This window comes from Phnomibacter sp. (genome assembly GCF_036803085.1).
GTDB lineage: Bacteria > Bacteroidota > Bacteroidia > Chitinophagales > Chitinophagaceae > Phnomibacter.
Genome location: NZ_DAIRUZ010000009.1, coordinates 26,509 through 47,913, shown reverse-complemented (window position 1 = coordinate 47,913; position 21,405 = coordinate 26,509). Strand labels below are relative to the sequence as shown.

At 47.5% G+C, this 21,405-nt stretch carries 25 protein-coding genes; 9 read left to right on the top strand and 16 right to left on the bottom strand.

The genetic code is table 11. The features are described from left to right. Positions 1-89 precede the first annotated feature (89 nt). The 4 genes from V7Q13_RS15655 to V7Q13_RS15640 form a co-directional block, all read right to left on the bottom strand. Positions 90-1,229, bottom strand: coding sequence for a DmpA family aminopeptidase (locus tag V7Q13_RS15655; protein WP_333801609.1), 1,140 nt, complete (start codon positions 1,227-1,229; stop codon positions 90-92). Positions 1,230-1,263: 34 nt separating this feature from the next. Beyond that, positions 1,264-1,878: a class I SAM-dependent methyltransferase gene (locus tag V7Q13_RS15650; protein ID WP_333801608.1), complete on the bottom strand. Its 615-nt coding sequence runs from the start codon at positions 1,876-1,878 to the stop codon at positions 1,264-1,266. Positions 1,879-2,131: 253 nt separating this feature from the next. Next, entirely contained in the window at positions 2,132-2,551 is a 420-nt protein-coding gene (locus V7Q13_RS15645; RefSeq protein ID WP_333801607.1) for a Fur family transcriptional regulator, read from the bottom strand. Between the two features lie 32 nt (positions 2,552-2,583). Next, complete coding sequence (locus V7Q13_RS15640) at positions 2,584-3,246, bottom strand: SCO family protein (RefSeq protein ID WP_333801606.1); 663 nt, start codon at positions 3,244-3,246, stop codon at positions 2,584-2,586. Between the two features lie 87 nt (positions 3,247-3,333). Between V7Q13_RS15640 and V7Q13_RS15635 the strand changes: the two genes are divergently transcribed. Next, a complete protein-coding gene (locus tag V7Q13_RS15635) occupies positions 3,334-3,723 on the top strand; it encodes a MerC domain-containing protein (protein WP_333801605.1) in 390 nt (129 codons plus the stop codon). Here the strand turns inward: V7Q13_RS15635 and V7Q13_RS15630 are convergent. Together V7Q13_RS15630 and V7Q13_RS15625 are read right to left on the bottom strand one after the other, a co-directional pair. Continuing rightward, a complete protein-coding gene (locus V7Q13_RS15630) occupies positions 3,720-3,971 on the bottom strand; it encodes a helix-turn-helix domain-containing protein (protein WP_333801604.1) in 252 nt (83 codons plus the stop codon). The two genes, V7Q13_RS15635 and V7Q13_RS15630, sit on opposite strands and share 4 nt — an antisense overlap. Before the next feature lie 137 nt (positions 3,972-4,108). Further along, positions 4,109-5,965 carry a phosphoenolpyruvate carboxykinase (GTP) gene (locus V7Q13_RS15625; RefSeq protein WP_333801603.1) on the bottom strand — a complete coding sequence of 619 codons (1,857 nt, stop codon included), beginning with the start codon at positions 5,963-5,965 and terminating at the stop codon, positions 4,109-4,111. 212 nt (positions 5,966-6,177) lie between these two features. Here V7Q13_RS15625 and V7Q13_RS15620 point away from each other — a divergent pair, with 212 nt between their 5' ends. From V7Q13_RS15620 to V7Q13_RS15590, 7 genes are all read left to right on the top strand, one after another. Further along, the gene (locus V7Q13_RS15620; protein WP_157480590.1) at positions 6,178-6,450 is read left to right on the top strand and encodes a hypothetical protein; all 273 of its coding nucleotides are present in this window, start codon (positions 6,178-6,180) and stop codon (positions 6,448-6,450) included. Positions 6,451-6,534: 84 nt separating this feature from the next. Then, the gene (locus V7Q13_RS15615; protein ID WP_333801602.1) at positions 6,535-7,305 is read left to right on the top strand and encodes an MBL fold metallo-hydrolase; all 771 of its coding nucleotides are present in this window, start codon (positions 6,535-6,537) and stop codon (positions 7,303-7,305) included. 36 nt (positions 7,306-7,341) lie between these two features. Beyond that, positions 7,342-8,298: a ComEA family DNA-binding protein gene (locus V7Q13_RS15610; protein ID WP_333801601.1), complete on the top strand. Its 957-nt coding sequence runs from the start codon at positions 7,342-7,344 to the stop codon at positions 8,296-8,298. Positions 8,299-8,387: 89 nt separating this feature from the next. Further along, positions 8,388-9,527, top strand: a complete 1,140-nt coding sequence (locus V7Q13_RS15605) for an acyl-CoA dehydrogenase family protein (RefSeq protein WP_333801600.1) — start codon at positions 8,388-8,390, stop codon at positions 9,525-9,527. A 39-nt stretch (positions 9,528-9,566) separates the two neighbouring features. Continuing rightward, on the top strand, positions 9,567-9,884 hold the full coding sequence (locus V7Q13_RS15600; RefSeq protein WP_333801599.1) for a hypothetical protein: 318 nt from the start codon (positions 9,567-9,569) through the stop codon (positions 9,882-9,884). Positions 9,885-10,227: 343 nt separating this feature from the next. Then, positions 10,228-10,614 (top strand): c-type cytochrome, encoded by a 387-nt coding sequence (locus tag V7Q13_RS15595; RefSeq protein ID WP_333801598.1) that lies wholly within the window; start codon positions 10,228-10,230, stop codon positions 10,612-10,614. 16 nt (positions 10,615-10,630) lie between these two features. After that, positions 10,631-10,984 (top strand): Spx/MgsR family RNA polymerase-binding regulatory protein, encoded by a 354-nt coding sequence (locus V7Q13_RS15590; RefSeq protein WP_333801597.1) that lies wholly within the window; start codon positions 10,631-10,633, stop codon positions 10,982-10,984. 88 nt (positions 10,985-11,072) lie between these two features. On the opposite strand, the gene V7Q13_RS15585 is transcribed toward V7Q13_RS15590, so the two are convergent. From V7Q13_RS15585 to V7Q13_RS15555, 7 genes are all read right to left on the bottom strand, one after another. Beyond that, a complete protein-coding gene (locus V7Q13_RS15585) occupies positions 11,073-11,390 on the bottom strand; it encodes a hypothetical protein (protein ID WP_333801596.1) in 318 nt (105 codons plus the stop codon). Positions 11,391-11,515: 125 nt separating this feature from the next. Next, positions 11,516-12,757, bottom strand: coding sequence for an ATP-dependent Clp protease ATP-binding subunit ClpX (clpX, locus tag V7Q13_RS15580; protein ID WP_333801595.1), 1,242 nt, complete (start codon positions 12,755-12,757; stop codon positions 11,516-11,518). 168 nt (positions 12,758-12,925) lie between these two features. Continuing rightward, positions 12,926-13,951, bottom strand: a complete 1,026-nt coding sequence (locus tag V7Q13_RS15575; RefSeq protein ID WP_333801594.1) for a HipA domain-containing protein — start codon at positions 13,949-13,951, stop codon at positions 12,926-12,928. A gap of 9 nt (positions 13,952-13,960) precedes the next feature. Continuing rightward, the gene (locus V7Q13_RS15570) at positions 13,961-14,293 is read right to left on the bottom strand and encodes a HipA N-terminal domain-containing protein (RefSeq protein ID WP_333801593.1); all 333 of its coding nucleotides are present in this window, start codon (positions 14,291-14,293) and stop codon (positions 13,961-13,963) included. 76 nt (positions 14,294-14,369) lie between these two features. Next, the gene (locus V7Q13_RS15565) at positions 14,370-14,630 is read right to left on the bottom strand and encodes a helix-turn-helix transcriptional regulator (protein ID WP_333801592.1); all 261 of its coding nucleotides are present in this window, start codon (positions 14,628-14,630) and stop codon (positions 14,370-14,372) included. Between the two features lie 359 nt (positions 14,631-14,989). Next, positions 14,990-15,628, bottom strand: coding sequence for a ClpP family protease (locus tag V7Q13_RS15560; protein ID WP_333801591.1), 639 nt, complete (start codon positions 15,626-15,628; stop codon positions 14,990-14,992). 156 nt (positions 15,629-15,784) lie between these two features. Next, a complete protein-coding gene (locus tag V7Q13_RS15555; RefSeq protein WP_157480577.1) occupies positions 15,785-16,474 on the bottom strand; it encodes a ClpP family protease in 690 nt (229 codons plus the stop codon). Between the two features lie 351 nt (positions 16,475-16,825). Here V7Q13_RS15555 and V7Q13_RS15550 point away from each other — a divergent pair, with 351 nt between their 5' ends. Next, positions 16,826-18,121, top strand: a complete 1,296-nt coding sequence (locus V7Q13_RS15550) for a dipeptidase (protein WP_333801590.1) — start codon at positions 16,826-16,828, stop codon at positions 18,119-18,121. A 44-nt stretch (positions 18,122-18,165) separates the two neighbouring features. Here the strand turns inward: V7Q13_RS15550 and porX are convergent, their stop codons facing one another. From porX to V7Q13_RS15535, 3 genes are all read right to left on the bottom strand, one after another. After that, positions 18,166-19,722 carry a T9SS response regulator signal transducer PorX gene (gene porX, locus V7Q13_RS15545; protein WP_333801589.1) on the bottom strand — a complete coding sequence of 519 codons (1,557 nt, stop codon included), beginning with the start codon at positions 19,720-19,722 and terminating at the stop codon, positions 18,166-18,168. Positions 19,723-19,934: 212 nt separating this feature from the next. Beyond that, entirely contained in the window at positions 19,935-20,540 is a 606-nt protein-coding gene (locus V7Q13_RS15540) for a 3-keto-disaccharide hydrolase (RefSeq protein ID WP_333801588.1), read from the bottom strand. 138 nt (positions 20,541-20,678) lie between these two features. After that, entirely contained in the window at positions 20,679-21,398 is a 720-nt protein-coding gene (locus V7Q13_RS15535) for a 3-keto-disaccharide hydrolase (RefSeq protein WP_333801587.1), read from the bottom strand. Between the last annotated feature and the right edge of the window lie 7 nt (positions 21,399-21,405).

The following is a 21,405-nucleotide window of genomic DNA, read 5'->3' as shown; positions in this document are numbered from 1 at the left end:
GAAGTACGAACAAAATCAACAATCGATGGGCGAAGGCTTGTTAAGAAAAGCAGTTTTTGCACCACCCATAGGGTTTTCTCATTCAAATGCTATTGGCTATTACCCCTTTGGTACTGCTGAATCAGCGAAATAACTATTTCCTTGGGCAATGCTTCAATGGTACGGCCCGCTTTCCCCTTCATGGTTTCTGCTGCAAACAATGAATTGATGATGGCTTCTTCAGTTGCTTCGATAGCTGCCATAAACAAGGGTGTAGTGGCTTCGTTGTGCAGGTACTGTGCAGGCACCAGCATTGCTGCCGTTGGTTGATGCGGTACTTTGTTCGCTGTTGAAAAAGCAATGACATAATCGCCGCTGCCATTGCTGGCTATGCCACCTGTTTTGGCCAAACCCATAAAGGCCCGTTTGGCCAGCCGTTCGAGGTTGCGGGCATCGAGCGGCGCATCGGTCGCTACCACTATCATGCAGCTGCCATCGGGAGTATGATTGAGTTCATCTTTCAATGCATATTTCTGCAACAGCTGCCCCACAGGTACACCCGCTATTTCCAACACGCCGCCAAAATTGGTTTGCACCAATACGCCTACGGTATAGCCGCCCAAATTGGCCGGTAGCTGTCGGCTGGCGGTACCAATGCCGCCCTTCCACCCAAAGCACACCGTGCCGGTGCCTGCACCTACATTGCCTTGCGACAGCACACCTGTATCTGCCTGCAAAATGCTTAGCACTACCTGTGCCCGGCTCACATGCATGCCACGGATATCGTTGAGATAACCATCGTTGGTTTCACCCACCACCGCATTTACACTTTGCACTTTTTCATTGCCGGGTTGTTGCAAGGTATAGTCGATGATGCCTTGTATACCTGCAGGTACGCTGAGTGTATTGGTGAGCACAATGGGCGATTCAATATTGCCCAATTCAGCAATTTGTGTGCTTCCCGCCAGCTTCCCAAAGCCATTGCCTACAAATACAGCAGCGGGTACTTTTTGCTGAAACAAATTGCCGCCGTGTGGTACAATACTCGTCACACCTGTTCGTACTGAGTCGCCTTGCACAATAGTTATCTGCCCCACTTTTACACCCTGCACATCTGTAATGGCATTGAGCCTGCCTGTGGGCATTACACCAATGCGAATACCGTTTTGACGCAACAAATTGGGAGCTTGTGCTTGTACAGCATTGGAGGCCAACAAACTAGCTACCAATAAGAATGGTTTGAACATCATGCAGCGAAATGATTTACCCGAAAGATAATGGTTGCTACTGCTTCAGCACCAGTATGCTGATAAAATGCATGCTGCCATCCAGTGGCACGGTTTCTTCATGTTGCTCAATTGTAAAAGGAAGCAGTGCCTCAATAAAAGGCTTAGCCATGAGCCGCTGTGGTGTAGCCAACATAATGCAGGCACCTGCAGCCAATTGTTGTTGCAGTACCAGCAGCAAACCGGCAAATGCAGCGGGCTCGTAGTTTACATCACTCAGTAAAATGGTTTGTGGATGCCAATGAGAAGGCAGGTGCAGCCAATCGGCTACGGTACAAGTCACGTTTGTGCATTGGTGCAGTTGTTTATTGGCCTGCATCACCGGAATGGCGTTTGGTTCAATATCAGAGCAAATGACCTGCTGCGCAAAACGGGCTGCTACAATGGATGGCAAACCAATACCAGCAGCCAGCTCCAATACCAGCGGCACTTTTACCCAACGCGGATGTTGTAATAAGAAACTCGCCAAACCAATGGATGCCGGCCAAAGCCTTGCCCAATATGGGTTTTGCTGCTCTTGCAAGCAAGCATACACTGCCGTTGGCTCCGGCAGATACACAGTTATATTCTCTTGCTGCAGCGGTATGTTTTGGTTGGTAAGTGGGAAAAGCATTCTGAACAGCCGATGTGATAATTAGCAAATGAGCCAATATGAAACAAGTAGCAATAAAAAATAAGAAATAAGCAACAAAAAATAAGGAATAAGAAAGTGTGGAAACCAGCAAGTAAGCCTTGGAACCGGATGCAGTACAAGGACGTCTATTGCTCCCTCCGTTTACGCTGCGTCTCCGCGGTGATTAAAGTGAATAGTAAATTACTTTGTGCTCCTTTGTGTATTCCTTGTGTCTTCGTGGTTCAAAATCAATTTAGCTTCTGCACTTGCTGCAAATACCACTCACCACCATTTCGGTTTTGCTGGCTTCAAAGCCTTCGGGCATGCGTACAAAAGGTACATGCACATCATCAAGGCATTGGGTGGCACTACAGCGGGTGCACACAAAATGTACATGGTCGTCATGATGGTGGCCATCGGCACAACCGTCTTTACACAAGGCATAACGGGCTGCGCCATCGGAGCCCGGTATGGAGTGAATGATGCCTTTTTCGGCAAAGGCCTGTAAAGTACGGTAGATGGTAACCCTGTCAATGTTTTGCAGCGACTGTTCTATATCGGCATGGCGAAGGGCGCTGGCATTTTGCTGCAAAAACAGCTGCAAAATATTGCGGCGGCTATCTGTAACGCTCAGGGAGTTACGCTTTAGAATATCTGTTGTTGCATCTTTCATACTCCGGCTATTTGAAGAAAAAGAGAAAGCGATTATTGAGCAGGGCTATTGCCAAAAATATTGTTCACAAAACTGCTGCGATCGGTTTCTTTCAACAATTGAGGTATGTCTTCTTTCAACGAGTTTATTTCTTTTTGTTTTAAACCATCATAAATACCGCGTACCCGTCCTTGCCTATCTACGAGTGCTAAAAACTGCGAGTGCAAAAACTGATCGTTGATGTCGCCTACGTTGTTTTTAGGATCGTCAATATGATAGCTTTCACGGGCAATATTGTACAGCTCAAGTTTATTGCCGGTTACAAATTGCCACTGCTTGCCATCGGCCCCAATGCTATCGCAATAGCGCTTTAGCTGTGGTATGCTATCGTACTCTGGCTGGCAGGTATGGCTAAGCAGTGCAAATTCTTTTTCTTGCTGAAATGCCTGGTACACCGTTTTTACTTTGCCATTCATATTGGGGCAAATGCCCGTGCAGGTTACAAAAAAGTAGTTGGCCACGTACACTTTACCTTTGTAAGTGGCTTGTGTAACCGTGTCGCCATTTTGGTTCACAAAAGCAAAAGGCTTTACATAGCTAATTACTGGCAGCTTGCTTTTCCAGTTGTCGGTACCACGAAACACAAAAAAGAAAAAACCTGCCAGGGTAAGCAAGAAGGCCGAACCGTAAATCAATAACTTTTTATTTGTACTCATGATGGGCAAAGGTATCGTTTGAATGCATTGAACTTCCCTATATTTGCAATTCTGTTGCAAAACGTAGGTCTTGAATTTTCACGCATTATGCTAAAGATAAACTGGGATAAATTGGGTATAGCTGCTTCGGTGGCTTGTGCCCTTCACTGTGCGGTAATGCCATTGTTTATCTCCAGTTTGCCGCTGTTTGGCGTAAACCTGGTGAATAATAAGGGCTTCGAATTTTTTATGATTGGCCTGGCTACAGTTTTGGGAGTTTTGGCCTTACGCCATGGCTTTAAGCTGCACCATCACCGGTATATACCCATGTTACTTTTTATTGCAGGCATTGGGTTTTTAATAGCCAAAGAGTTGGTGGGCAATCATCCTTTATGGATGATTATTGCTGCGGTGTTGCTCATCGTTTCGGCGCATTTTCTCAATTACCGGCTTTGCAGGCAGGCCAACCACTGCCATACCGGCGATTGCAAGCATTAGTATTCAGTTGTTTCTTCTACTGCCGAACCGCCTTTTCTCGGACGGATAATTTCAAAATCATCGGGTAAATGTTCGTACACATTTACATCAAAAATTTTGCTGAGCATCCGGCAGTGTTTTACGGTTAGCTCCGTAATGTTGTTTTCGATTTTGCTATACGCAGCCTGCGATATGCCCATGGCTTTGGCCACAGTATCCTGCTTCAGCATTTTTTGTTCACGGAGATGTTTGATGACAGTTCCAGGCATAACAAGTAGTTAGGTTTTGTTCAAATGTAGTGGCCCAAAACAGCATATCTGCCACGGATGTTTGCGGTATCAGAAAAAAGTAAACCAGACGTTTCCATCTGGTTTACGGTATTCATCAAACCTTTCCACTTATCTACTTAGGCCCTTTCTGGTGCCAGTCCCCAATGTTCAGGGCTGCGCCACAGGCTGCTCAGCAACAATTCTCTCATAAAGAAGAATTCTTTAGGCAGCTTGTCGTACACGCTGCTAAACAATTCTTCGTGGCCGAGCAGTTCTTTCTTCCACAGCTCACGGTCTACTTCCATGATTTTGGCAAACTCTTCCTGGCTAAAATCGAGGCCTGTCCAGTCCATGTCTTTGTAGCGGGGCATCCAGCCAATGGGGCTTTCTACACCCAGGCTATGACCTTTGGCACGGTTTACAATCCACTTGAGTACCCGCAGGTTCTGACCAAAGCCGGGCCATGCAAAATTGCCCTGTTCGTCTTTGCGGAACCAGTTGACGCCAAAAATCCGTGGTGGCTCGGGCAGGTCGCGGCCAAACTGCAACCAGTGGTTCCAGTATTCGCCGGCATGGTAGCCCATAAAGGGCAGCATGGCAAACGGATCGCGACGCACTTTACCCACTTCGCCAAAGGCGGCAGCAGTCATTTCGCTACCCATGGTAGCGGCCAGGTATACGCCAAAGTTCCAGTTGAAGCTTTGGTACACCAGCGGCATGGTGGTAGCACGGCGGCCACCAAAAATGAACGCACTGATAGGTACACCAGCGGGGTCGTCCCATTTTTCATCGAGCACAGGGTTAAGCGCAGCTGGTGCAGTAAAGCGGGCATTGGGGTGTGCCACGGGTTTACCGCTGTTTTTATCGTAAGGTTGGCCATGCCAGTCTATCAATCCTTCTGGTACTTCTTTGGTCATGCCTTCCCACCACACATCACCATCGGGCGTTACGCCTACGTTTGTAAAAATGGTATCCTTTTTAATGGATGCCATGGCGTTGGGGTTGGTTTTTTCGTTGGTACCGGGGGCTACGCCAAAATAGCCGGCTTCGGGGTTGATGGCGTACAGCTTGCCGTCTTTACCCTTGTGAATCCAGGCGATATCATCGCCCACGGTGGTTACTTTCCAGCCATCCAGTCCGGCAGGTGGAATCATCATGGCAAAGTTGGTTTTGCCACAGGCGCTGGGGAAGGCGGCAGCTACATAATTCTTTTCGCCTTCGGGGCTTTCTACGCCCAGCAGCAGCATGTGCTCAGCCAGCCATCCTTCTTCGTGGCCCATTACAGAGGCAATGCGGAGGGCAAAACATTTTTTACCCAGCAACGCGTTGCCGCCATAGCCACTACCATAAGAAATGATGAGTCTTTCTTCGGGGAAATGTGAAATGTATTTTACTGTGGGGTTGCAAGGCCATTTTACATCGGCCTGGCCTTCTGCCAGCGGAGCGCCTACTGTATGGATACATTTTACCCAGTTGCCTGGCTGCATGTGTGCCAAAACCTGCTCACCCATGCGGGTCATCAGTTTCATGTTTACCACTACATACTCGCTATCGGTAATTTGCACACCATAGCGGCTGAGCTCAGAACCCACAGGGCCCATACAGAAAGGAATAACGTACATGGTACGGCCAGCCATAGAACCAGCTGTCAACCCTTCAAGAATAGTTTTCATTTCCTTGGGTTCCATCCAGTTGTTGGTGGGTCCTGCATCGTCTTTTCTGCGGCTGCAAATAAATGTCTTGTCCTCTACCCGGGCCACATCGCTGGGGTCGCTAAAACAAGCGTAGCTATTGGGGCGCTTTTCGGGGTTGAGTTTTATAAACGTACCCTTATCTACCAGCTGTTGGCACAGGGCATCGTATTCGGCCTGTGAGCCATTGCACCAATGGATATTGTTGGGCTTAAAATGGTATGCCATGGCTTCTACCCATTTCTGAAGCTCTGTAGCAATTGGATCAGATTTACTGAAGAAATAATCATTTTGGTCGAACATAGTGTGAATATTTATGATTGTCAATTTGTTAAGACGTCTGCAATTTCCTTGCTATAATTTTCAAAAAAGATGAGATGCATCAGTCGAATTGTCTAAATATTGTCATGAAAATGTAGCAATATTTTTAACCGGGCTTGTGGATAATTACGAAAAATGCCGGCAGCAGTTTGAGCTACTTTTGAAGGGCCATCAGCAGCAAGAAGACGAGGGCTATGAAATACAATCAAACAACTTTACAAAAGCTGGAAAGAATACTGTCCGAATCGGGCTATGTGTACCGGTACGAACGGGGTACTTTTCAAAGTGGCTACTGCATATTGGAGCAAAAGCGGGTAGTGGTGCTGAACAAATTTTTGAATGCCGAAGGACGAATTAACACCCTGCTGGAACTCATTCCGCAACTGCAGATATCCATTGACATGCTGACTCAGGAAAGCCAAAAATTGTATGATGAGGTATTGAAAGCTTCGCTGGCTACTGAGTAGTTAGTAAATAATGTAACAACACTTGCCAAAAGACTTTTCCCTTGCGGAAAGGTCTTTTTTTTGACCCTACATTTACACCCTCTTATGGCGGCACTCAGCATTACATTTTTAGGCACCGGTACCAGCGGCGGCGTACCCATGGTAGCGTGCAGATGTGCTGTATGCCAATCGGCCGATGTGCACGACAAAAGATTGCGCAGCAGCATCCTCGTACAATCGGCCACCACTACCCTGGTGGTAGATGCTACGCCCGACTTTCGCCAGCAAATGCTGCAACACAACGTTCGCCGTATTGATGCCATCCTCATTACGCATGCCCACAAAGATCATGTAGGCGGCCTCGATGATACCCGTGGCTTTCAATACGTACAACAGCAACCCACACATATTTATGCCAGCGCTGCTACCCTCCAAGGAGTACAGCGGGAAATACCTTACGCCTTCGATGCGTACAAGTACCCCGGTGTACCCGTTTTCGAATTGCACGAAATCAAAAGCGACCCTTTTGTGGTAGGCGATATAGTGGTGCAGCCAATTTGGGTGTGGCATTACAAAATGCCGGTGATGGGTTTTCGCTTTGGCAACTTTACTTACATCACCGATGCGAATCGCATAGACGAAGCAGAACAGGAAAAAATAAAAGGCAGCAGCAGCATTGTGCTCAATGCCTTGCGGAAAGAATCGCACATTTCGCACTTTACCCTGCAAGAAGCCATTGACATGGTGCAGCAGCTGGAAATCCCCAACGCCTACTTCACCCACATCAGCCACCAGCTGGGGCTGCACAGCGAGATAAGTGAAGAGCTGCCTGCGGGTATGCACCTGGCGTACGACGGTTTGGAAATTCGGGTGTAACGGTTGTATATTGTGGTAAACCCCTACCACACCACTATGCCCCGTTACAACCACCGCTGGCAAAGCTGGATCAAAGATTATTTCAGTTTTACAAAATGGCAGCGCAGAGCCCTCGTCTTTTTATTGCTCATCATCATTGGCGCAGCCATTGCCCCTGTCTTTTACCGTTACTTTTTGCCTGCGCCGCAGCAACCGGCCGATGCCATTGTACTGGAAGAAGCCAAAGGATTGGTGCCTTTCAAAGGTTTCGACAGCAGCTGGCAAAACAACAACGAACACACAGCGTGGAAAGAGCCAGCCAATAACAACCGGGCTGTTGCATCTGTCAGCTATTTCATCTTTGACCCCAACACAGCCAGCGAAACAGACTGGCTGCGCCTGGGTGTAAAACCCAAAACGGTAGCCACCATTGTAAAGTACCGCAGCAAGGGTGGCAAATTCCGCCAGCCCGAAGACCTGCTGAAAATATTCAGCCTGCCCAAGGATCAGGCGAAGGCACTCATTCCTTATGTGGTAATTGCCAGCACTGCCAGCAACAACTCGTTTCGCCGCGACTCACTGCCTGCCCGGCCAACGACACCGGCTAAAAACATCGCTGCCATCGACATCAATCTGGCCGATACCAGCCAATGGATTGCCCTGCCCGGTGTTGGCAGCAAACTGGCTTTCCGGATTGTCAATTTCCGCGATAAGCTGGGCGGTTTTTACAGTATTGAGCAAGTGGGCGAAACCTATGCCCTGCCCGACAGCACTTTTCAAAAAATTAAAAGCCGGTTGCGGGTAAATGGCAGTGGCCTTCGTACCATCAACATCAACACAGCTACGGTAGAGCAACTCAAAATGCATCCCTACATCAAATGGAATATTGCCAATGCCATGATACAATACCGGCAGCAGCACGGGCCGTATCAATCGGTGCAGGATTTGCAAAAAATTGCCATCGTTACTCCGGAATGGTTGCAGAAAGTGGCGCCCTATTTTACCGTACAATAAGCCGGCGAACAGAATGCTTACAGGGTTGTTAGTCTTGATTAAACTAACAAGCGTTAGCCTATATTTGACACTCAACGATTGCTTGCCTTATGAATTTTCAACCGTCAGAAACCACGCTGCACGTAGCAGCTGCTGCCCGTGATTTTGCCGAGCAGCACATTCGCCCTTATGTAATGGAATGGGACGAAGCCCAACATTTTCCCATAGATACTTTTAGAGCCATGGGCCAACTGGGCATGATGGGCGTACTGGTACCGCATGAATATGGCGGCGCCGGTCTCGGGTATTTCGAGTACAACGCCATCATTCAGGAAATAGCAAAAGTGTGTGGCTCCGTAGGCCTGAGCCTGGCCGCCCACAACAGTTTGTGCACCAACCACATTCTCACATTTGGCAATGAAGCGCAAAAGCGCCGCTGGCTGCCCAAGCTGGCCACTGCCGAGCACATTGGCGCCTGGGGTTTGACCGAGCCTAACACCGGCAGCGACGCCGGCAACATGAAAACCACGGCTGTACAAGATGGCGACCATTGGGTACTGAACGGCACCAAAAACTGGATTACGCATGGCAAAAGCGGCGACATCGCCGTGGTGATAGCCCGTACCGGTGAGCCCCGCACCAGTGGCAGCGCTACTGCCTTTGTGGTGGAGCGTGGCACACCGGGTTTTGCCGGTGGCAAAAAAGAAAACAAACTGGGCATGCGGGCCAGCGAAACGGCCGAAATGATTTTTGACAACTGCCGCATCCCCGACAGCCAGCGGCTGGGCGAAGTGGGCGATGGCTTTCGGCAAAGCCTGAAGATTTTGGATGGGGGCCGCATCAGCATTGCAGCGCTGGCGCAGGGCATTGCCCGTGGTGCTTTTGAAGCCAGTGTGCAGTACAGCAAAGAGCGGCACCAGTTCGATCAGCCCATCAGCAACTTTCAGGGCATTAGTTTTAAGCTGGCCGATATGGCTACTGAAATAGCCGCCGCCGAACTGCTGATTCAGCAGGCCTGTTATCTGAAAGAAAGCCACCAGAAAGTAACAGAGCAAAGCGCCATGGCCAAATACTATGCCAGTGAGGTGGCCGTAAAAGTGAGTACCGATGCCGTGCAAATTTTTGGCGGCTACGGCTATACCAAAGATTTTCCGGTAGAAAAATACTACCGCGACAGCAAGCTGTGCACCATTGGTGAAGGCACCAGCGAAATACAAAAGCTGGTGATAGCCAGAGAAGTGTTGGCTTAGATGTTAGCGAAAAGGCAAACAAACAGCGTATTATTTTCAATGGAAGACATTAAGCAAAAAGCAGAATTTAGAACGCTATTGCGTAAAAAATTGACAGCGTTCCTCAAGAATTATGACTATGAACTTTCGTTAGACAATCAAAACCAGGATCAAAGCATTCCAAAAAATTGGGTATTTAGACTTCAGTACTTGGGAAAGACAAAAATTGAGATTTTCAATGACGATTGGAGAGACTATACCGAGTACTTTAAACTCAAAATAAATGACAAAGAAATCTTTGTCCTAAATCTGAACAACTATAAGAATATTGAAATTCCATTTGAAGAACTAACGGCAAAACTTATAGATAACATATAAGTCGGGATTGTATTCTTTAAGTCACGACAATTAATTTAGTAGGGGAAGTTGATGAAGCAGAATTAGTACAGAAAGACTTATGTCCCCCAATAGCTATCGGGATGGTAGATTGTAGCGGCAGTTGTTTGAACAAAACAGCTGCTGCTTTTTTATAGTCCTCGTCTCCCGACGAGGATTCGATGGTTGCCAGATTACATCTGGCTTTTGCGACAGTGTCGCTACACCACAGCATCCCCGACAGGAGTCGGGGACGATGGTACTTTGCATTTAGCCTTGAGCTTTCTGCCCTTGGCCTTCCGCTTTTAGCCTTTTGCTTATGGCCTTCCCATTTACCTTTGCGCCCATGAAAAAGTGGATGTGGACAGGCGGCCTGCTGCTGTTGCTGGCCTGTAGTGAACAACCGGCCAAACCAGTGGAAACGAAAAAAGAAATTGCAGGTGCCAAAACCGCAAACGATTCGGGTAAGCAACTCTTTTTCAACCGCTGTGCCAGCTGCCATATGGTAAACAATGACCTGACCGGCCCGGCACTCAAAGGCGTGGAAAGCCGCTGGCCCGATCAGCAAAAATTGTATGGTTTTATCCGTAACAGCGATTCGGTGATTCAACGTGACGCTTATGCCCGGCAGCTCTGGCTCGATTACAACCAAACCGCCATGCTGCCCCACCCCGACCTGACGGATGAACAAATCCGCTCCATTTTGGATTATATCCAATCAGTAAGTGAATAACCACGAAAACAGACTTATGATAACTGTATACGGCATTCCCAATTGCGACACTGTGAAAAAAGCCATCACCTGGCTCAAGGAAAACAAGATTGACTTTCAGTTTCACGATTATAAAAAGCAAGGCATTACCAAAACCATACTCAACAACTGGAGCAAGCAGGTGAGTATAGATGTATTGCTGAATAAAAAAGGTACTACCTGGAAAGCCTGTACCGCAGAAGAACAAGCTGCTGCCGCCAAAAAAGCCGGCGCCATTCAACTCATGACTGAAAAACCATCGCTTATCAAACGGCCGGTGATAGAGCAAGACGGTACTGTATTGGCGGTGGGTTTTGCTGCGGATAACTATGCTGCCATATTTGGAAAATAAACTGTGGTTCGACAAGCTCACCACTGCAGGTAGCATTTCAAATGGCTAAAAAACAAAGGCGAATCGAAAGATTCGCCTTTGTGCTGTATCAGAGTTTGTTTTCCAAATCGTTGAAGGTGGACTTGCCTTTATCCAGCAGGTCGCCGGCTTTATCAGCAGCTTGCTTGGCAAAGCCTTCAATTTTTTCGCCCATCTCTCCGGGGATGAAATCAGAAATTTTATCGAGCAGGCTGCCTTCTTCTTTGGCAGCTGCAGGTGCAGCACTGGCACCCAATACATTTTCTACGGCACCAGCCAGCATCGGAAATTTTTCTGACACAAAGCCTTTGATGACGTCGATGGTTTTGGCGGCTTGCTCATTGGAGAGACCGGCTTCGGATACGAGTTTGTTGATCAGTTCTGTCATAGGATATCGTTTTTCTTGGTTTTCAAAAGCTGGGCAAGTAAGGTACTACATGCCGGTATATTTTCAGCAAAAAGCCCTGCAATATGCAAGGCTTTTCGATTATTTAACGTCCACTAAAAAGCTGGTTAGGCTACTTTTAGTTTGCTCATTTTTCCGGTGTCAAATTTCTGCCTGGCGTACTGCAGCGTTACTTCAAATTCCTTCTCTTTTTGGCTGGGCATTTCAAACATGGCATCGGTGAGTATTTGCTCACAAATGCTGCGCAGGCCACGGGCCCCCAGTTTAAACTCCATGGCTTTGGCCACAATAAAGTCGAACACTTCGGGCTCAAAGCTCAGGCGGATGCCTTCGAGCTCAAACAGCTTGGTGTATTGGCGTACCAGCGAGTTGCGGGGTTCTGTCAAAATGCTGCGGAGGGTGTCGGTATCCAGCGGCTCTAGGTGGGTAACCACAGGCAGGCGACCGAGCAGTTCGGGTATCAAACCAAAACCTTTCAGGTCTTGTGCATTGATGAACTGCAACAGGTTTTTCTTCTGGTATTCCTGCAGCTCTTTGTCTACGTTGAAGCCAATGGCGTTGGTATTTACCCGGCGGGCAATGACGCGGTCGATGCCATCAAACGCACCACCCGCAATGAAGAGGATGTTTTGCGTGTTGATGCGAATCATTTTTTGCTCGGGGTGCTTGCGGCCACCCTGCGGGGGCACCAGCACTTCGGTACCTTCCAGCATTTTCAGCAGGCCCTGCTGTACCCCTTCGCCGCTTACGTCGCGGGTAATGCTGGGGTTGTCGCCTTTGCGGGCAATTTTATCAATCTCATCGATGTATACAATGCCTCGTTCGGCAGCTTGCACATCGTAATCGCAGTTTTGCAGCAGGCGGGTGAGCATGCTTTCTACGTCTTCGCCCACATAGCCGGCCTCGGTAAAGACCGTGGCATCTACAATAGCAAAAGGCACATTGAGGAGCTTGGCAATGGTTTTGGCCAGCAAGGTTTTACCCGTGCCGGTTTCGCCTACCAGTATGATGTTGCTCTTTTCAATTTCTACTTCGTCGGTGCTTACTTTTTGGGTAAGGCGTTTGTAGTGGTTGTACACCGCTACACTCAAAATCTTTTTGGCATCATTCTGACCAATTACGTACTGATCGAGGAACTGCTTGATTTCGCGGGGTTTTTTTACGTTGAGTTTGAAAGCACCGGGAGCGGTAAAGCGGTGGCTTTGCAAAGCCACTTCCTGCTCCACTATTTCACGGGCACTTTCTACGCACTGGTCGCAGATGTGTACATTGTCCTGACCGGCGATGAGAATTTTGACTTCATCGCGGCTTTTGCCACAAAAAGAACAATGCAGACTTGATTTTGCCATGTATTAAAGTTATATAAAACGGCCCCGCCGGGGCAGGGCCGCAAGTGTACAAAGGTATACGATGCTGCGGGTAATGCAAGCATGGCTACGTTAAAGCTTTTGAAGAATGCCTGGTACAGCCAGTAAGTTGTTTTATTTGTTTCTATCAAACAAAAGCTGACCTGAATGTTAGCCGATGGCTGTTTTTAAGCCTCGCATGCTGGTTTGCAAGCGACGCAGTTTGTCGTGGTACCAATGCAAGTATTGCTGCCTCATGGTCGGGCTTAAAAAACTATTGGCCACCAAGGCTTCTACTGCTTCGGTTTTGTGCAAAAAACTATTCAGTATTCTTTGTACTCTCACTGGTAATAAACCCATTTTCAGCCCAAAGTCATAAAAATCATCGTAGGCATGATAGCCATAATGGGCATAGCTGGGGTGTTCGTAATCTTTTTCATACAGCCGGTCGTGCAGTGCAAAATCGCCATCTTCAATATGCAATCTGGTACAAACGAGGTCGTACGCCGGAGCGAGCATTCCAAATCCGGTGCCTTCACAATCAATTCTGCCAAAGTTTTTGAGGTGCGCATCGCCATTGCTAAACAGGTAGTTAAAAACCACCAATTGAAAGAAACGTTCTTTGGCAGGTATGGATGCCGGAAAAAAATGGTCAATCAGCTCTGCCATTTGCAAGTAGCTGTAGTTGTACTTGAAACTGGTACCAGCATTTTCTTCAGTCAGTAAGGCCAACGAAGCAAAGTCTTCTTTCAGGCATCTGGTTCCGTCTCGTTTCACATCAAACCGTTTGGTGAGGTAAGCTGGGGTGCCATCTTCAAAAAAAATGAGAGCATTTTTTGCTGTACTCATGCCATACACTTGCTCAGCTATTTGCATGGTCAAATGCTCGTTGGCAGGCACCTGGCTCACATTCATCAGGTTGTCTGGTATTGGTTTTAAGATAAACTCACCACCACTATCGGTTAATACAAGCTTGTTCTTATCCAGTTTCAGGGAGTATTTTACCTGTACGCCAGAGATGGAAATACGACTGCGGTTATCAAAAAAAGGCTTAGAAGACATACCCTCATTGTTAGGTGACGCCATGGGCAGCACATGACTTACTTTACGCCCGTTAAATAAATAACGCAACGCTTTAGGCGAGTATGTAGCATAGCCAGGCTGCAGTGTAGCAGGGCATATATTAATCGGAAACATGTTGATTCATTAGATTGAGGGGGACACAGGACCTACAGTTACGGCGCCAATGGTTTCATTTGAAGCGGTATGAATAAGTAGGTCGAAATAATCACGATCATTTATTTTATTGGCTTGCAGTTGCAGTCTTTTGTTGGCGCCTTCACTCAGCATATTGAAAAAAAAGGGAAAGAGAATGGGAGACTGAAACCGGCTTGTTGTTTTAGGAAAATGAACACTGATTGCCGGGTACCTGCTATTGAACTGATAATCGGCATCATACTCAAACACATAACTACCATTATCTTGCAGGCTCAGCGTGCCGGCAAAAACGTGATTGTAGTACACCTTACCTCTTTTCATAGCGTGAAATATTCATTAGGGTGTGTGGGTGATAGTAAAAGTTTCTGCTATTGAAATTGCTCAACAAGTAAAGGGCTTACACAATCGGCGGGGGTACCCGGAGTGGATAGCTCATTGGCTTTTGCTGCAACACAATATCCATACCCAACAATTGCGCCAGCCGATACCAAGTTTCCATTTTAGCCTTTCCTGAACCCGATTCAATTTCGCGGAGGGTGCGGTCTGTAATGCCACACAATTCTGCCAGTTCAGCTTGCCGGTAACCCAGCATCTGTCGGTGTAATCTTATTTTTTCACCCAAATTTTTTAGTTCTTCAATTTCAATATTTACTGGCATCGGAATTATACCTCCTTTCCGCTAAAAGTATTAGCGAATATATATATTAAAATCCATTGAAAGAATTGAAATCGGAAATTTATTTCTGTTTTAGCTGTAAAAGCATATCCAAGAGTCTGTTTATACACATTTTATGAACAGATTCGGAATTTAAATTCCGCTTTTATCTTAAGTAAGTTGTGGTAATAGCATTCAGACTGTTGTAAAGTATTCTCCATCTTCAGCGGTAAAAGTAATAGCAAGCTTGTTAAGCTAGGGGCAATGTATGAATGGCAGCTCACGATTACAACCTTCAATAAAATAATAAGGGGCAATCTTGGTATAAGATTGCCCCTTGTATATTATGCTGTACTCTTGCGTTACAACTTGTCAAGTACGCCATCTACAATGCCGTAAGCAATGCTTTCTTTGGCGTCCATCCAATAGTCACGGTCAAAGTCTTTCATCACTTTTTCAACGGTTTGGCCGCAGTTTTTGGCGAGAATTTCGGCACCCATGAGTTTGGTTTTGCGGATTTGCTCGGCCATAATTTCGAGGTCGGCACTGGTACCGCGGCCACCACCGCTGGGCTGGTGTATCATTACTTCGCCACTGGGGAAAATGAAGCGACGACCCTTGGTGCCACCACTCAGCAAAATGCTGCCCATACTGGCGGCCATGCCCATGCACACGGTGCTTACGGGGCTGCTGATCATTTGCATGGTATCGTAAATAACCATGCCCGCTGTCACCAATCCGCCGGGGCTGTTGATGTAAAACGTGATTTCCTTGCCGGGGTCGATGGCTTCCAGGTAGAGCAGGCGACTGGTGATGTCTTTGGCACTTTTATCGTCTACCACGCCCCACAGGAAAATCTTGCGTTGCTCAATAAATTTTTTATCGAACTGCCAGCCGCTCATCATCTTTTCCATGGGCATTTCGATGGAGGGCGTTTCTGGTGCTTCCGGTTCGTCTTCGTCGTAGCGGAAGGGTTTGTTGCGGTAATTATGCTGGTTCATAGTTTGTTTTTCGTTTGTGGTTTGCTGTTTATGGTTGGGCTATGTACTGTGGCCAAAAGTGTCCCGATAGCTATCGGGAGACACAACTTGGTTGATAGTAGCACAACTGCTGGTATCCAAAACCTCCTGCGAGCCCCCTTTAGAGGGTTGGGGGTTTTATTTCTTTTCCTTTCTCGGATTGATGAACAGTACTTCGTCTACCAGGCCGTATTCTTTGGCTTCGGGGGCGGTCATCCACTTGTCGCGGTCGCTGTCGATGGCAATTTGCTCGGCGGTTTGACCGGTGTGGTAGGCCAAAATGTCGTACAGTTCTTTCTTCAGTTTCTTTACCTCATTCACCGTAATCTCAATATCAGTAGCCTGACCCATGGCTCCACCACTAGGCTGGTGAATCATGATGCGGCTGTGCTTGAGGGCGGTACGCTTGCCGTGTGCACCGGCTGCCATGAGTACTGCACCCATGCTGGCGGCCATGCCGGTACAAATGGTGGCAATATCTGGGGTGATGAACTGCATGGTATCATACATACCTAAGCCAGCATACACACTGCCACCGGGGCTGTTGATGTACATCTGAATGTCGCGGGTATGGTCGGTGCTTTCGAGGAAGAGCAGCTGCGCCGTTACAATGTTGGCCACTTCATCCATAATGGGGTAGCCCAAAAAGATGATGCGGTCCATCATCAGTCGGCTGTACACATCCATCACCGCAATGTTCATGGGGCGTTCCTCAATAATGTTGGGGGTGAGGTTGGTAACGTTGTGCTTGATGTATGCATCCAGCGTATTGCTGCTGATGCCGCGGTGCTTCACCGCATATTTTTCAAATTCTTGTCCAAAGTTCATAGCCAAAGTTTGCTGTTTAAAATGTTGCCTGCCAATACAGGCAATTTAGCGGGAAATGTGTTTCAAATATTGTGCGGGAAAAATTAAAGGACATTTTGACGGATGCATTCTATAACAGGGGAAGTATCGGCATTGTTTCATTCCACTTGTACAGTGCCAGCAGGCCAGTTCGGCAGGTTTCGCTCATGTTGGTCTAAAGCTTTTGCCAATCTCTTTTGTTGACAGCGTCCAATCTTCGGGCCAACAACATCTTGAAGCGGCGTCATGGTTGCCCGTTCATTTATCGGTACAACAACGTCAAATTGCTGTAGATTTCATTTTTTAAAAAGTTCATCATCCATCAACATGCCCATGAAATTGTCGTTCCTTCTTGTATTGCTGGCCGGTTTTCAACTTGCCCACAGCCAGTCTGCTGCCGAAGAAAAACTCCTGAAAAAGGCCAAGGCCATTCATGAAAAGGCCATCACCATTGATACCCACAACGATATCAATGTCGCCAATTTTACCCCGGAAATCAATTACACGCAGCGGCTGAGTACGCAGGTAAACCTGCCCAAAATGGAAGAAGGTGGCCTCGATGTAAGCTGGTTGATTGTGTACACAGGCCAGGGTGAACTAACCCCCGACGGCTATGCCAAAGCGTACGCCAATGCCGATGCAAAATTCAAAGCCATTCACCGGCTGTGTACCGACATTGCACCCGACAAAATTGAACTGGCCCTTACCAGTACCGATGTAAGGCGCATTGTAGCATCGGGCAAAAAAGTGGCGATGATTGGTGTAGAAAACGGCTACCCCGTTGGCACCGATATTGCCCGGGTAAAAGAGTTTGCCGACCGCGGTGCCCGTTACATGTCGCTGTCGCACAACGGCCACAGCCAGCTCTGCGATAGCAACACCGGAGAAAACGACAGCGTATGGATGCACAACGGCCTGAGCCCCTTGGGCAAAGAAGTGATTGCCGAAATGAACAAATGGGGCATCATGATTGATTTGTCGCACCCGGCTAAAACCTCCAACATACAAGCCATTCAACTATCAAAGGCGCCGGTGATTGCCTCTCATTCTTCGGCCCGTGCCCTCAACGATGTGCCCCGCAATCTGGATGATGAAGTGCTGATGATGGTGAAACAAAACAATGGCGTGGTGCAAACCGTGGCTTTCAGGGCCTATGTAAATGCGAAAAAAGCAGCAGCCTACACTGCCAAAAGCAATGAGATAATGGGGGCCTATGCCAAGCAGGAAGGCTTCGAATTATTGAACCGTCGGGCGGTGATGGAATTGCCCGCTGCTGCAAGGGAAGAATACAATAAAAAGTATACTGCCCTAACCGAAAAATACAAAGACAAAATTGCCAGCGAAGTAGTAGCTGTAGCGCCGCCGGTTGATGTCAAAGACTTTGTAGATCACATTGATTACATGGTTCAAAAGATTGGTATCAACCACGTGGGCATCAGTTCTGATTTTGATGGCGGTGGTGGTGTAGAAGGCTGGAACGATGCTGCAGAAACACTCAACGTGACCATTGAGCTGGTACGCAGAGGCTATACCAGCAAGCAAATCAAAAAGCTGTGGGGCGAAAACCTGCTGCGTGTACTCGACGATGTGCAGGAAGTAGCCAAAAAGATACAAGCCGGTAAGCTGTAGTAAGGATTAAACTACATAACGCTCATGTATTTCAGCTTACTTAGTTACTTGCTTTCCATCACTACCACTGGCACAATCATTTCTTCCAGGCTCACACCACCGTGCTGAAAAGTATTCTTGTAATAGTTCACAAAGTGGTTGTAGTTATTGGGGTAGCAGAGGTAAGTATTTTCTCGGGCAAAAATGTAGCTGCTGTTGATGCTGGGGCTTGGAAGGCCGGCTTCCTTGGGGTCGCGAAAGGCTAGGACATCGCGGTTTTCGTAGTTGAGGTTGCGGCCATGCTTGTAGCGGATGTTGGTAGTGGTTTGGCGATCGCCCACCACTTTGGCGGGAGTATTTACCCGTATGCTCCCGTGGTCGGTGGCCAGTACGAGTTTCACTTTTTTATCAGCAATTTTTTTGAGGGCTTCGTACAGCGGGCTGTGCTCAAACCAGCTTTTGGTAATGCTGCGGTAGCTGCGTTCGTCGCTGGCTAATTCTTTCAGCACTTCCATTTCGGTACGGGCATGGCTCAGCATGTCTACAAAATTGTACACAATTACATTCAGGTCGTTGCCCAGCATGTTGTGAATGTTGTTCACCAACTGCTGGCCCGCATCGTTCGTCAAAATTTTGGTGTAACTGATTTTGAGATCGCCTTTGCCCAACCGCTTCAGCTGTGCTTTTATAAATTCTTCTTCGTGTAAATTTTTACTGCCTTCGTCATCATCGTTTTTCCAAAGCTGCGGATACTGTTTTGCAATATCGATGGGTAGCTGGCCGGCAAAAATGGCGTTGCGGGCATACTGCGTAGCCGTGGGCAAAATGCTGTAAAAGCTGTCTTCGCTTACAATGCGGAAGCTCTCGGCAAAAATGGGTTGAATAGCCCGCCACTGATCGAGGCGCAGGTTATCAATGAGCACAAAAAATGTAGGCGTTCCCTTGCTCAGGTTGGGCAATACTTTTTGGGCAATGAGGCTGTGGCTCATTACCGGTGCTTCGCTGTTGCCGGGCTTTATCCAGCTGGCATAGTGGCGGCTCACGTATTTAAAAAATTCAGTGTTGGCTTCGTCTTTCTGGGTTTGAAAAACCTCCCGCATTTCGGGGCTGTCGCTCTTGTCCATTTCCATTTCCCAGTACACCAGCTTGGCATAAATTTTTTGCCATTCCTGTGCATCAGGATTGCTATTGAGTTCCATAAACAGGTTGCGAAATTCCTGCTGGTAGCTGGTGGTGGTTTTTTCGCTGACGAGGCGTTTGTTGTCGAGTATTTTTTTCAGGCTCAACAGCACCTGACTGGGGTTCACAGGTTTGATGAGGTAATCGCTGATTTGACTGCCAATGGCATCTTCCATCACATTTTCTGCTTCGTTTTTGGTAATCATTACCACGGGCAGATTGCTTTTGATTGCTTTAATTTTTGCCAGTGTTTCCAGGCCACTAATGCCGGGCATGCTTTCATCGAGCAGCACCACATCCAGCGGGTGTTCTTTTACATAATCAATGGCATCAAAACCATTGGTGAGGCACGCCACTTCGTAACCCTTGTTTTGCAAAAACAACAACTGGCTTTTCAGGCTGTCTATTTCATCGTCTACCCACAATATTTTGGCGAGGCTCATGTCGGAAGTTTCAATGTTTACGAGTGTACGGGTTGGTGAGTACTGATGTCCTTACTCCGGACTTCGGACTACCCACTCCCGACTTCTATTGCAGATATACAACAAAGCCTGCAGCAAGGCAAATACCCGTTGAACTTTGGCGATACTTTTTCAATGCACTCAAAAAAAATGCCTTGTATCAACAAGGCATTTTTCAAAGATTCGTTCATTTATTACAGCTGCTTCAGCACCAGCTTTCGCCACTGCACTTTAATGCCGCCACCATCATGAATTTGTAAAGCGATGCTGCCTTTGCCGGCACCAATTTTGGCATCGGTGAGGGTAATCATTTGCTGGCCGTTGAGCCAGGTGGTCACCGTGCCATTTTCTACGCGGATTTTCATTTTGTTCCACTCACCATATTTCAGGTATTGGTCCAGTGCAGGGTCGGGTTTGATGAGCCAGCCGCGGCCATAACTTTCATAAATACCACCCGTGTTATTTTTAGGTGGCGCTACTTCTACCTGCCAGCCGGTGATTTTTGTACCATCAATGGTGCTGCGAAAAAACACACCGCTGTTGCCATCGGCACCTTGTTTAAACTCAAGTGTCAATTCAAAATTGTCGTAGTGCTGTTCGGTAGCCAGATAGCCGTATTGCTTATCGGGTCCGCTTTCGCAAACGAGCAGGCCATTTTCTACATACCATTTTTCAGTACCGTAAATTTTCCAACCCGTCAGGTCTTTGCCATTGAAGAGTTTTATTTTTTGTGCAACCGAAGTATTCGAAACCGTAATGGCCAGCATGGCAATCAGGAGGTAGTGGATTGTCTTTTTCATGGGAGCGTTTTCGTTTTTTTTCGCACAACTTGTCCCGCAGCAGGCGGGAGAGCTCAGAGAAAATTGCCTTCGGCAATTGTTGGTGTTTTGTTGCTTTTGCTTTCTGCCTTCAGCTTTTGGCTTTCAGCCTTTTGCCTTCTATAGCTTTCTTATTTTGATGTTTTTAAACCAGGTAGGACTGCCATGATCTTGCAGGGCAATGAGGCCGGTTTTGAATTTGCCATAGTCAGGAAAAGATTCCCACTTACCGCTGTTGCGACGCTTGGTCCAGTCTTCACTCCAGGGCACAAACGACACCGTGAGTTGTCCGTTGAGGTAATACTCTACTTTGGCTTTCGTAAATACAATACGCGTTGTATTCCATTCACCGGCAGGTTTCCAGAGTTTGTTTTCAGGAGCCACATACATGGCGTAGTCGCAGGCAGTTTTTTGCCAGTCTTCCAGCTTGCCGGGGCCAGGCCAGTTGTTGTCGTCAATCAATTGGTACTCGGGGGCGGTAGCATACGGTGCTTTATACTGCGGACCTTCGGCAGCATGGTAAAAAATACCGCTGTTGCCACCGGGGCTTATTTTCCAATCTATCGTCAGCTCAAAGTCTTCGAATTTTTCATCGCCAAAAACAATATCGCCACCCGTATCACCATGGGCTGTGCCCAAGCCTTTGAGGGTGCCATTTTCAATCACCCATCCTGCAGGAAAAACGGTTTTATTAAAGCCCCGCCAGCCATTGCTGGTTTTGCCATCGAACAACAGTTTCCAGCCTGCTTTTTTTTCGGCTTTGCTCAGGGTGTTATCGGCTGTTTGCGCCATGGTAGTAAATGAAAAAGCCAAGGCAATGATGGTGCTAAATGTTTTCATGTAGCTT